Here is a 12,818-nt window from a genome sequence, read left to right on the forward strand (position 1 = left end):
TACGAGTATATTTTGCTCTTGTTATCATTATGTAAAAAATGGCTGAAGAACCATAGTTAATCACATCAATGTTGGATTATTTGGCTTTGCTCTTTGAGATTGGGCTGGTTAAGAATCAGTTTTTCTGAAAACCTCAGCCCAGAAAAATTTATTCAAGGGCGGGTATTAGACATCAAAATAAATCAATCGAGGTTTGTATAAATGGCAAACGCAAGGGTAAAGTACCACGCCAATGAACATAGCATCCTATATGGGGAAACAGGTGGTGCTTGTCCGCTCTGTGTACTGCCTATGATGTTTAAAAAAGCAAGTTCCAAGCATCCAAGCATCGGCTATGAAATTGCTCATATATATCCGCTGAACCCTAACGCAGTACAGAAGCAGGCCTTAGTCGGCTATCCCATTCCGAGTGATCTTAATTCTCTTGATAATGTTATTTTGCTTTGTCCAACATGCCACACAAAATACGACAAAGATTTTAAAATAGAAGAATATATTAAAATATCGGAAATCAAAAATGGATATATTAGTGAAGCTAGAGCAAGGCTCACAGCATCTCAGCATGCTCTTCAAGAAGAGGTACATGAGATACTAGACCTTATAGTGCATGATGATGGAGAATATAGCGATCTATCAGAAACAAAGCTAGATGTTAGCTCTCTTGATGAAAAGTTAAAAAGAGACATGAGTCCTTTGCAAAAAAGAGAAATTAGATCGAACGTAATTGACTTTTTTGTTCCAATTAGACATCACATTAGGCTTATTGAACAGAGAGACCAGTCCGCAATAAGAATTATGCAAAACCAGATAAATTCATATTATCTTATCATTGAAAGACAAAACCCAGGAAACAAAGACATCATTTTTAATCACATAGCCAAATGGATAAGCATAAAATCCGGAAAATCTATTATTGCATCCAAGATCCTTACCTCTTTTTTCATCCAAAATTGCGAGGTCTTCGATGCTAGTTCCAACTAAATTCACCTCCTTAGAAGAATCTACTATTTTCAAAATGCGGGCAATTTTGGAAAAAAACATACATGGAGAGACAATTTCTGACGCAATGACCAGAACGGCAAAAGATTTCCAAGACGCATCAGAATTCTTGCATGCTTTGGATGTACTCTATGTTCTTAAAATTATTGATATCGATATCACAACTGGAATTATAAGCTATGCTGAGTAAAATAACTTGCCCTCTATTCAATCATGGTGAAATAAATTTCCACCAAGGATTAAATTTAATACTTGGCGACGATGACGCAAAAAATTCCATTGGAAAATCATCCGCATTAATGGTGATCGATTTTGCCATGGGTGGGTCATCTCTATTAGAAGATAAAGCAGGTGTAATCAAAGCCCTAGGGCATCACACCTATAATTTTGAGTTTATCTTCGACAAAGAAAAATATTTTCTTAAGCGTTCGACTAGTGAATCTAACGTTATTCATGAGTGCAATAAAGACTACGATTCAATAAAAGAAATTAGCATTGATGAATATACAAAAAAACTGAAAGATTTCTATGCGCTACAAAAACTAAAAAGTAGCTTTCGATCTTTGGTAGGTCCTTTTATTCGCATATGGAACAAAGGAGCTTTGGACCCAAATCACCCATTCTCTGCTGATACAAAAGAACCAGCCGGAACGGCTATTGGGAGGCTTATAGATCTATTCTCAAGAACAAATGATATAGAGGAAGAAAAATCTATTTTAGATACGCACAATGAAAAAAAGAAGCTCATCTCAAAATCCATGGCTGCGGAAATCATACCGAAGATCAACAAGACCCAATACAAGACTAATCAGAAAAAAATTTCTGAGAACACGGAAGCTATTGAGGCATTAAAGAAAGGATTCTCTGGCGCACTGAGTGCCTACGAAGCCCTTTTTGACGAAAAACTTCGAGAATTACAGCATCGGAAGATTGATCTAATAGGCCAACGGAATGAGGCGCAAACAAAAATAGACCGAGTTAGGCGTGACCTTCAGGGTGTAACTCCTAGATTGACTGCCAACATTGCGCTAATTCAAGAATTCTTCCCCAACATTGACATAGATCGACTCCAGCAAGTTGAGTTTTTTCACCAGAACATTAGCAAAATAGTTCAGAGAGAGCTAAAAAAAGATCTAGCGTCTCATACAGAGACGCTAGATTTGATAAATACAGAAATCCTCAATATAGAAAAGGATATTAGCTCTAATCTAGCCGCAAAAGGGACACCTGATGATTTGTTTGCTCGAGTTTTTGATCTCAAAGAAATCACTGATAAAGCATCTGAAGAGAATCGTTTTTATGACCAAAAGGCAGCAATCGAAAAAGAAGCATCCCTATCCAAAGAGCGCTTAGATGCTATATACATCACAATTTTTCTTGACATTGAGTCATCTTTAAATTCAAAGCTGAAGAATTTCAACAAGGTTGTCTATGGAGCTAACCGCAACGCTTCACAGCTTAGAATAAAAAATTCATCCTCATACAGTTTCATCTCCTCCGATGACACAGGAACTGGAAAGTCTTACGCAGGTTTGGTTGGATTCGATCTAGCCGCTATTGCATTAACACCATTGCCTTTTTTGATTCATGACTCAGTCATTTATAAGAATATTGAAGTTCCAGCAACAAGAAATATTTTAAGAATATTGGCATCAATCAAAAGAAAGCAAATTTTTCTTGCCTTTGATGAGGCAGTGAAATTCGGAGCTACAGCAGAAAAATTATTGCACGCCCATACTGTTCTAAAGTTAAGTGACAATGATCTTTTATACAAAAAAGATTGGCGTGAGCAAAACGAAATCTGATTAAAATTAATAAAAGATGACTAAATCAAGCTCATAGTCTTCATTCATGTGAGCTGATTCAGCCATGAGATTCTCTCACTTTCTGCGCATCAGTATTGCCACCGTTTTACTTAGGCAGCCAGTTCATCATTAGTCCTCAACACCGTCGCCGACATGATTGACCATGCGCGTGGTATCACGCCCATTGTGCAGAGGTGAGCAGCGGAGCACTCAGCATCGCCTGATAAAGGATTTCAACGGTTTCGGATTGTTGCTCTACTCAGCTACCTGTTCATGTTCAACTCAAGCATCAATATGCACAACATTCAGCCGGGAACTTCAATGAAAACAACATCTGCTATCCACACCACGAACACTTAACGCCCCCTGAATTGTCTGCTGGTGTCGCCAGCAACAAGCCCAGGTAGCCAACAGTCTTCGAGGCTACGGCACGACACCCGCCGTGCTGACTGTATCCCGTTCCGCTTCGCATCAATTACGCGGATATCCGCCAGCTTCAGGCGGAGGATGCACTTTCCATCACATTGGGGGAGCCGTCCTCCAGGAACGGCACCTCCATTTGTTCAAGGAGGCAAATAATGTCTACATCTGTTGTTCTCAAAAACAGTGCCAGATTATTCAACATACTGGACGCTCAGCACGAAGACTGGATTATCGCCCGTGCTATGGAAATCGTGGAACGTAGGATGTTCCGTGGCGGCCAGACACTACAAAACTCGGCTGCCACTATGGATTTTCTTCGTACCAAACTGGCACAGGAGCCCAACGAGGTCTTCTCCGCACTGTTTATGGATAACCAAAACAGAGTCATCGCCTATGAAGAGTTGTTCAAGGGTACGGTAAACAGCACGTCAGTGTATCCCTGTGTCGTGTTATCCAGAGCACTGGCGCACAATGCCGCAGCTATAATCTTCGCACATAATCATCCATCAGGACTCACTGAACCCAGTAATGCAGACAAGTTCATTACTTCCCGCTTGAAAGGAGTACTGGACGCTGTTGACGTGCGCATGTTGGATCATGTCATTGTCGGTCAGGGGCGGCCCTTTTCCTTTGCTGAAATGGGGCTACTTTGACCATTTTGTTCTTCATGGCATCGAATGGTCCCTTTAGGACAAATCGATGCCTTTTTGCTTATTCTTCCCTAAAACCGGAGATCTACTCTTCCCGATTGTTTGTCGTTTCCTGACGCAGATTGGAGTGGACTACCGCCATGATCAATTTCGTGGTGCTCCGATATGCAGTCTCCCGCTCTCACCTCTTCCCTCTGGCGGCATACGATTGCCGCTGGCTTTCTCATTGTGTTGCTGGCTTCACCAGCACAGGCCACAGAGGTGCTGGCTGTCACTGACACTCGACACCCGATGCAAAACCTGGGCAATACCCAGCTCATCGAACTGGATAGCCCCTCACGCATTGAGGCCGAACTGGCAGCCAACCTCCCCCAAGACCCGGCACGCGCCGCAGTCATCGTGCAACAACGCCTGAGAGAAGGCGGCACAGCGCTGCAGCAACGCATCAACGAGGCCTATCAGGATGTTGTCGATGCCTGGAGCCTGGGCATTACCACCCTTCCAGCCGTCATCGTCGATCAACGCTATGTGGTTTATGGCGAACCTGACGTCGCCAAAGCAGTGGCGCGTATCAACACATACCGGAGGGCGCAGCCATGAGACTCCCCCGCCGTCTGCGCGTCAGTCTTGCCACCGTTTTACTCACGGCAGCCAGTTCCTCGTTTGCCCTCAACACCGCTGCCATCATCTCCTCGTCGTTATCCCCTGATTGTCTGGAATACCGGGTCACCGGGATCTGCTACTGGCTGCTTTGCACCAAGTTCGGATGTACGGTTCGTACCTCCGTCAAAGTCAAACACTACGTCCCCGACGCCGTGGTGTCGAGCTACGCTAATACCGGCGAGAATCCATGGCTTGAAGTACGCGCCATGAGCCAGACCAACATCACGGCCCGGAGCGGTGGTGACGGCACCAGCAACCATGGCAACGAGAACAATCTATCCAGTTTCCGTAACGCAGACGTGATCGGCCACCCCGGCGGCCAGGTGTTCAGTCAGTTTGCCGCATCATCAGGCATCATCTGCGACGGTGCTGGCACCGCCTTCATGCCGTACCTGCTGAGCACACTCGATACCATCGCGTGGCGCTACAACATTCCCGAAACGGTGTATCCCGAGGCACTGATCCCCGGTATGCGCGAGATCGGCGCACGCACCGCACTGAACCTGTGGGGCAACGTCTATCCACGCGGCGGTTTCCTGCACCAGGTGGACAGCTACAAGGCCAGCGCCGTGGTCGCCCAGCGGGCGGGCGATATCGTGACCCGCCGAGGGCAACTGCACGTATACCAACCCCTGCTCGCCAACGCACGCGACGGTTACTGGCCGGCAGGCGCACTGATGGAAAGCGATGCTGCCACCGGCAAATGGCAAGAATTGGCCCCTCGTCCCGCCTCTTCCTGCACGGTCTTCCCACACAACGGAACACACACTCAGACACAGCAAGACAACTACGCCTGGGCACTCTGGCGACCTTATAGCTGCTGCCAGCGACGCGGCCAGACCTTTCTTGGCAGCGTAGATTTCAACTGAGGACATGATGATGAAACGTCTCGACCCGAAAGCGTTTTCAATTCTTGCGCCGCGCCTGTGGCAACCCACGCTATGGGTTGCTGCACTGACGCTGAGCAGTGGTCTGGCTCTGGCGCAGGACGGAGGCTTCCAGAACAGCGGAGCCGTCATGGGCGATGAAGTGATGTACTCCATCGGCGGCGGTAACGCCGTATCAATGAGCGGTGCGGCCGGCATGCGCTCGATTGGTGTCGGTGTAGGCTGGAACAGCAACCTGATCTGCGGTGACATGAACATCAGTACCACCATCCAGAATCAGCTCAATGGGCTGACCAACGGCTTTCAGAACATCATGGGTAACGTGATCCAGAGCGCCACCAGCGCCGTCGCCTCGTTGCCCGCACTGATCATCCAGCGGGCCGACCCGGGCCTCTATAACCTGCTGACCAATGGCGTTCTGCAAGCCCGACTCGACTTTGATCGCTCCAAACTCACCTGCCGAGCGATGGCTGAAAAAATGGCAGACACCGCAGGCGGCCAGCTCGGCTGGAGCCAGATCGCCGAAGGCATGGCGCTGCGTCAGGCCGTCGCCAGCAGCGACGCTGTTTCAGCCATTGAACAGGCCGAAAAAAACCGGGGTAACGACGGCGTACCGTGGGTGGGTGGCAGCAATGCCGGCGGTACAGGTCAGCGCTCAATCAAGGTCGTCGGGGACGTAACCCGTGCAGGCTACAACCTGGTCAATGGCCGTGGGGTAACCGACACCGCCCCCATCGACCCGGCAAATTGCCAAAGCCTGTCCTGCCAGACGTGGGCATCCCCCCAACAAGCCATCGACTTTGCCACGCGTGTGCTGGGCGAACAGGAACAACGCACCTGCGAAGGCTGCACCAAGACCGAGACCGTACCAGGCGTCGGGCTGACCCCAATCATCCAGGACGAATACGACACCAAACTGGAAGCGCTGCAAGAACTGGTCAGTGGAGCACGCCACACCACGTTCGAGAACCTTCTCAAGGCTGGCAGTACCTCACTGCCCATCACCCGTGGCGTGATCGAGGCACTGCGTGACGAACCTGATCAAGACATCCTGGCCCGACGTCTGGCCTCCGAAGTCGCGCTGGCATCGGTACTGGAAAAAGCCCTGCTGCTGCAACGTACGCTACTGACCGGCAGGAAAGAGCCAAACGTCGCCGCCAACCAATTGGCAGTCGCCGCCGTCGATCAGGAAAGCAACACGCTTGACCGCGAGATCCTCAATCTCAAAACCGAGCTTGAACTACGCCGCGAACTCGCCAACAACTCGCCGATGGCCATCATCCAGCGCCACAGCGCACGCGCGGCAGGCTCACGCGGCATTTATGAAGGTGATCCCGTACCTAACCGTCTTGACCAGTTGCAACGCCCCACCCCCGGAGGCACGCCATGAGTCTTGCCTGGTTGCGATCACACCGTCTGTTCCGTTGGCGTACCGTCAGAGTCCTCCTGTGGACGGTGACGTTGCTGATCATCACCGTCACAGCCAACGTCCTGGGCATCTACTTCGCTGGCAGCATCGCTGGCTGGGAACACTGGCTGGCCGATGCGGCCAGCTATTTTCTGTTGTGGCGTCTGTGCCTGTACGGGGCCACCGTTTATGGCTGGCTGTGGATGCGCCGCCGCCTGCTCCTGCGCGATACCCGCTCCGACGCCCGGCGCAGGCTCATTCGTGCCGAGATTTCCGGTATCGCCGCACTGCTGGTACTGGAATTCAGCCTGTTGGTTCAGGACGTATAGGGAAGTATGACCATGACGCTTTTCACTACCGATTATCTGGAGTATTACCTGACCCTGGTGAGCTGGGTCGTCCACAACTGTATTTGGGCTGTACTGGTTGCCAGCGGCGTGTTCGTCCTCCCCTTCGTGGCCATCATCATCGACGAGTGGCTGAGATCCCGTACTGAAGGTGCCGACGAAGGTAACAAAGGCGTACTGTCTTCAATGCGCATTGAAAACCGAGTATGGGTGGCAATCGTGGTGGTGATGTTCGCCGGTATTCCGTTCATTGATGTTGACCTCAACACGATCAGGTACGATCAGGCGCGTTCGGCACAGTGCCAGATCAACGTGCCCCAGCCCGAAGACACGGGCTGGTCGCAATCCTTCAGCACCCTCAACAACCAGAGTGCAAAAGTGCCAGTCTGGTGGGCCTTCATGCATGCGCTCTCACGCGCGATCACGGGTGCCTCGGTGGCGGCTATCCCATGCGGCACCGACCTGCGACAAATGCGGATGGAGATCAATGCCACCCGGATTGACAATCCCCTACTGGCTCAGGAAGTCGCAGACTTTACCCACGACTGCTACGGCCCTGCACGCGCCAAACTGTTCATGAATCGTCCTGATCTTGATGAAGCACAAATGCACGACGTGACCTGGATCGGCTCGACCTATTTTGTCAGCACCGGCGGCTTCTATGACACCTACCGCGCCAAGACACCACGTGAGGGCTGGGCTTACGACAGCAATCGTGACGCTGGACTAGCTCAGGTGCCAAGCGGTGCGGGCTACCCAAGTTGCCGCCAGTGGTGGAGCGATGGTGGCAACGGCTTGCGCGCACGCCTGCTGGCACAGGTCGATCCCAGCCTACTCAGCCGTATTGCCAACTGGGCGGGATTCATCAGCCGTGCAGAGGTAGATGACTCCGTAATCAGGGCGCTTGCTTCTCCCCGCCAGCAAAAACTCAACCAAGGCAATGTCTACACAGACTATGGCGGTCAAATCGACAAAACCTTACCGAATATCGTCACACGTGCTGCCGGCGACATCGGCATGACCATTGGAGGGATCGCCGCATTCCCGGCATTGGACGTCGTACGCCAGGCACTGCCGATAGTGCTTGCACTATTGAAGATGGCACTGGTGATCTGTATCCCTCTGGTGCTCCTGGTCGGCACATACGACCTGAAGACCGTTGTCACGCTCAGCATCGTGCAATTTGCGCTGTTCTTTGTGGATTTCTGGTTCCAGCTTGCACGCTGGCTCGACAGTACGATCCTCGATGCGCTTTACGGATGGGGATGGGGCTGGAATCGGCCACACAACAATGTTGATCCGCTTGTGGGTATGAACAATACCTTCGGCGACATGTTGCTGAACTTCGTTATGGGCTCGATGTTCATTGTGCTCCCGGCATTCTGGGTCGGTGCGCTGGCCTGGGCGGGCATTCGGGCGGGGACAATCGCAAATAGTTTTTCAGCGGGCACAAAGGATGCTGGTAATGCTGGCGGAAAGGGGGCGTGTACAGTCTCCAAAAAACTCAGGTAGGATTTAAGCCAGATCAATCACCATTGCGATACATCTCGTGAGATGTATCGTTGTGCAGATTAGGATCGTACCCTGGCATTTCGCGAAGCTCATCCAACGTCGCAGGGAAGCCTAATTCGAAATTATCTTCTGACGTGCTTTGTCCAACAGCCCAACCAGTAACAACAGCAAACACAATCAACAATGCCAACCAAAAGACGAAATACACCAGTACGCCAAGCACAATCAGTTTGATTGCCCACAAAAACACGAAGGCAACAAACTGTGGCACATCCTTGGATACCAACCAGTTCGACACTTTGCGCTCACAACGCACATAGCCACGCCAGCCTTTGCCAAGCCAACGGCCAAAGCGTTCCGCAATACTGTTATGGCTCGTGCTATTCATGGTCATCATATACCTGCGTTACCCGCTTATACCGAAAGCCCACCTTACAGCGATTGATACGCGATGTGGTTACAGAAATCATCTTGTCTACTTAGCTTAGAGCAAAAATACCACACATCAAATATCCAACTGTCGGAGATCGTCTGCCCCGCTTATTGCTCTGGCAGTGCAATAAGTTTTTAAACCATCAGGAACAAGGTGTACCAATCACCATCTTTCTGGAAACGTTTGTGCCGGTTTATATTCACATCGCATCCGCACAAATTGGTGGGGAACATTTGCTGAGGCCTCAAAGAATGTGGCAAAGTCAAAGTCTTCCAATTGATACGGTGCAACTAACACTGCGTCCTGAGCATTACCAAGAAAAACCACTGGCCGATCCGCAGGTACATTCGCACATTGATGCGAATCATTAAAATCCAGAGCATGAGCCAGCAGGTAGATTTTTTCAGACACTCGGGTATCGCTCAATTGATCACTGGGCCATAACCATCCATGATAAAGAAGGACGGATGAGACCAACACACAAAGAACAGGTTGCAACAATGGCTGCTCTGAATTGCCGCCACCAAACTTATTCTTGAGCCAAGCAGCCATAAAGAAAAAATTCACCAAAAACATAATCGCAGACACGACGATTATAAACGGCAAAATCAATTTGAATACCATAAGGCCGGTAGTAAACAACAGGGTAATAGGTAAAGCCGACGCATCAACATGAAACACAGCATTGACATAAATGCCAGCCTGACCGCGTGCATAGATCACCAGTCCCGACAGTACAATTGATAGCAACACCTTCGTGACAGTAAAACGCCACAGAGAACTCACCAGAGACGAGCGTTCCAGCGATACGCCAACGAAAATGGAACACAAGGCCACGCCCCACAATCGGAACGACAGGGTATGTTCTCGTACCCAATCGATATCACTTCCCGCTGAGCGAATAATCGCCAGCAACACACCAATAAAACCAATTACGCAAAGGGCAAATTCAAGATTGCTCTGCGATTCCTCTTTTTCATATTGGCGTTTAAATTGCCATTTCACCAAATCGCTATAAATACCACGCACATAGTATTTCAGGGAGCGATTTGCGTGCCGTGACAGATCCAATTCTGAACCCGTCAATTCCTGCCTGATACTACTGATATCGCGTTCAATTTCCTTCGTCATTTTTATTTCCAGTTAACTCTGCCGAACCGTTCTGCATCTGAAGCAAATTACACTTTGGATTCAGCCAGAAAGAATTACATAGTGATATTCACCCCTGCAACACCAAGCCTTCATAGCGTTATCCATTTCCCAACAAAAAAAGGATTCCCCCCTGCCGCATTGATACTCGATGGCACAGACAAACAACGCTATATCAAAAGGCTCCAACAAGGGTAAAACCGATAAAAGGCAATGGAATGGGGTCAAGGGGAAAGGCTCTACCCAGAAAAGGAAAAGGCCCGTTTACCCCGCACTTGAGGCATCACCATGTTTACTCTGTTTCAGCGAAAAAAGCCCACGCCACACCAGCCTGCTCCTGTCGTGCCAGAACAGGGGCTGCTCCAGCCAGAACCCGCTGCGTCTTTGCTGGCCACACCTCGTCGACAAAAGCTGCTGGAACACATCTGGCAGCGCACCTCACTCTCTCGCAAGCAATTCATCACACTTTACCGCAGGCCTCTGGAGCGCTATGCAGAGCTGGTACAGTTGTTTCCTGCCTCGGAAACGCATCATCATGCTTACCATGGCGGCATGCTCGATCACGGACTTGAAATCGTCGCCTTTGCATTGAAACTGCGTCAGTCCCACCTATTACCAGCAGGCGCACCTCCCGAAGATCAAGCCGCGCAATCAGAAGCCTGGACAGCGGCCATCGCTTATGCCGCACTGCTCCACGACATCGGCAAGATTGCCGTTGATCTGCACATCGAGCACGAAGACGGTAGCCTCTGGCACCCCTGGTACGGGCCGCTGAAACAACCCTACCGCTTTCGCTACCGGGATGACCGTGAATATCGCCTTCATGGCGCTGCCACTGGCCTGCTCTACCGGCAAATACTCGATAACCACATCCTCGACTGGCTCAGCAGCTACCCGGTTCTCTGGACTTCGCTGTTGTATGTGCTCGCAGGCCAATACGAACACGCTGGCATGCTGGGCGAACTCGTCATCCAGGCCGATCGCGCTTCGGTAGCGCAGGAACTGGGCGGAAATCCCAACCGCATCATCCTGGCGGCTCCCAAGCAGGCGCTACAGCGCAAGTTACTCGACGGGTTGCGTTACCTGCTCAAGGAAGAATTGAAAATCAACCAGCCCCAGGCTTCGGATGGCTGGCTGACAGAGGACACACTTTGGTTGGTCAGCAAGACCGTCTCTGACAAATTGCGCGCTCATCTGCTGGCACAGGGGATCGAAGGCATTCCATCCAATAACACGGCTGTGTTCAACGTGTTGCAGGAACATGGCGTGCTGCAGCCAACCCAGGATGGCAAGGCCATCTGGAAAGCCACCATCAGCAGCGCATCCGGCTGGTCACACAGTTTCACGCTGTTGAAACTCTCTCCGGCCTTGATCTGGGAAGCGTCCGAGCGTCCAGATCCTTTCACAGGAACGGTGACGATCGATACCAGTTCCCCCGATAGCAGCGACGCGATGCCTCCCACATCCGAACCCGCCGTCTCTGCCTCTCCCGCACATCCCACACCCGCTCTTACAACAGCACCGTCCCCCACTGCGCCACACGATGTCATGGAAGACATGCTCGCAATGCTGATGCCAGCCGAAGACCCCAGCACAACAGCATCCTCCAGTGCGTCGAGCACTGCACAACCCACTACCTCACCACCTGATGACACGGATGAGCCCATACCGCCACGGGCCTCGGATACGCCATCCCAACCTGAACCTGCCAAACTGCTTTCGAGCGAACACTTCATCGCCTGGTTGAGGGAAGGAGTTCAATCACGCAAACTCATCATCAACGACGCCAAAGCGATGGTGCATACCGTGAACGATACGGTCTATCTTGTCAGTCCTGGGATTTTCCAGCGCTATGCGCAGGAGCACCCGACACTTGCCACCCTGGCGAAACAAGAGGGATTACAGGATTGGCAGTGGATTCAAAAGCGCTTCGAAAAGCACCAGGCGCATCGAAAGCAGCCCAGCGGGCTGAACATCTGGACATGCCAGGTGACGGGGCCAAGAAAGGCTCGGCGGTTGCACGGTTACTTACTCACAGAGCCGTCGAGCGTCTTCTCGGAGCAACCGCCCAATAATCCATACTTAACGCTTCTGGAGAACAAGTCAGCTTAATCATGCAATCCGGCACAACGCTGCACATATCGTTCTCGAAACTCATTGACACAATACCGTCAATACCTGACTCCCTGACTGAGACATTTACGATTGAATGTGCGTCTAGGTATAAATCAGTGGCCGAAATCATCCACATCAATCGCTATCACAACGGGCTCATCTGTCGCTTGACCTTGGCACAAGAGTTGTCTTCCACTGCCATCAACCAGCCCAGGCGTACTCTAGGTTCGCTATTTAGACTCCACCGTGGACAAAAGCCAGTCACATAATTCAACCTCTATCATCTGACTGATCAGTGCCGATGCCAATTCAAGCGGTAATATCCAAACTGGCTATTTATTACTTTCGGTACAATCGTCCCTATGCCGCAATATTCTGAATTCAGGCATCACCACATCCCTACCGTACCGATTATTCCTTTTGTGTT

Annotated in this window: 12 protein-coding genes; 10 read left to right on the forward strand and 2 right to left on the reverse strand. The window is 50.5% G+C overall.

Going from position 1 to position 12,818, the window contains the following annotated elements:
* Positions 1–201: 201 nt before the first annotated feature.
* From IG609_RS11620 to IG609_RS11660, 9 genes are all read left to right on the forward strand, one after another.
* A complete protein-coding gene (locus tag IG609_RS11620; RefSeq protein ID WP_193400767.1) occupies positions 202–981 on the forward strand; it encodes an ABC-three component system protein in 780 nt (259 codons plus the stop codon).
* Positions 965–1,189, forward strand: a complete 225-nt coding sequence (locus tag IG609_RS11625; RefSeq protein WP_039551989.1) for an ABC-three component system middle component 7 — start codon at positions 965–967, stop codon at positions 1,187–1,189. The genes IG609_RS11620 and IG609_RS11625 overlap by 17 nt, the downstream gene beginning before the upstream one ends.
* A complete protein-coding gene (locus IG609_RS11630; RefSeq protein ID WP_039551879.1) occupies positions 1,179–2,804 on the forward strand; it encodes a DUF2326 domain-containing protein in 1,626 nt (541 codons plus the stop codon). The genes IG609_RS11625 and IG609_RS11630 overlap by 11 nt, the downstream gene beginning before the upstream one ends.
* 578 nt (positions 2,805–3,382) lie before the next feature.
* A complete protein-coding gene (gene radC / locus IG609_RS11635; protein WP_039551882.1) occupies positions 3,383–3,880 on the forward strand; it encodes a RadC family protein in 498 nt (165 codons plus the stop codon).
* Between the two features lie 162 nt (positions 3,881–4,042).
* Entirely contained in the window at positions 4,043–4,477 is a 435-nt protein-coding gene (locus IG609_RS11640; protein WP_039551884.1) for a TIGR03757 family integrating conjugative element protein, read from the forward strand.
* The gene (locus IG609_RS11645) at positions 4,474–5,409 is read left to right on the forward strand and encodes a TIGR03756 family integrating conjugative element protein (RefSeq protein WP_039551886.1); all 936 of its coding nucleotides are present in this window, start codon (positions 4,474–4,476) and stop codon (positions 5,407–5,409) included. Before IG609_RS11640 ends, IG609_RS11645 begins: the two co-directional genes overlap by 4 nt.
* A 4-nt stretch (positions 5,410–5,413) precedes the next feature.
* A complete protein-coding gene (locus tag IG609_RS11650; RefSeq protein ID WP_431040439.1) occupies positions 5,414–6,817 on the forward strand; it encodes an integrating conjugative element protein in 1,404 nt (467 codons plus the stop codon).
* Positions 6,814–7,164 (forward strand): hypothetical protein, encoded by a 351-nt coding sequence (locus IG609_RS11655; RefSeq protein WP_039551889.1) that lies wholly within the window; start codon positions 6,814–6,816, stop codon positions 7,162–7,164. The genes IG609_RS11650 and IG609_RS11655 overlap by 4 nt, the downstream gene beginning before the upstream one ends.
* A gap of 6 nt (positions 7,165–7,170) precedes the next feature.
* Positions 7,171–8,694, forward strand: a complete 1,524-nt coding sequence (locus IG609_RS11660; protein WP_431040440.1) for a conjugal transfer protein TraG N-terminal domain-containing protein — start codon at positions 7,171–7,173, stop codon at positions 8,692–8,694.
* Positions 8,695–8,707: 13 nt separating this feature from the next.
* On the opposite strand, the gene IG609_RS11665 is transcribed toward IG609_RS11660, so the two are convergent.
* Positions 8,708–9,082, reverse strand: a complete 375-nt coding sequence (locus tag IG609_RS11665) for a DUF3742 family protein (RefSeq protein WP_039551991.1) — start codon at positions 9,080–9,082, stop codon at positions 8,708–8,710.
* 207 nt (positions 9,083–9,289) lie between these two features.
* Positions 9,290–10,258 (reverse strand): hypothetical protein, encoded by a 969-nt coding sequence (locus IG609_RS11670; protein WP_039551890.1) that lies wholly within the window; start codon positions 10,256–10,258, stop codon positions 9,290–9,292.
* A gap of 306 nt (positions 10,259–10,564) precedes the next feature.
* On the opposite strand from IG609_RS11670, the gene mobH reads away from it, so the two are divergent.
* On the forward strand, positions 10,565–12,388 hold the full coding sequence (mobH, locus tag IG609_RS11675; RefSeq protein ID WP_039551891.1) for a MobH family relaxase: 1,824 nt from the start codon (positions 10,565–10,567) through the stop codon (positions 12,386–12,388).
* Positions 12,389–12,818 lie beyond the last annotated feature (430 nt).

Source organism: Pectobacterium quasiaquaticum (genome assembly GCF_014946775.2).
Lineage (GTDB): Bacteria > Pseudomonadota > Gammaproteobacteria > Enterobacterales > Enterobacteriaceae > Pectobacterium > Pectobacterium aquaticum.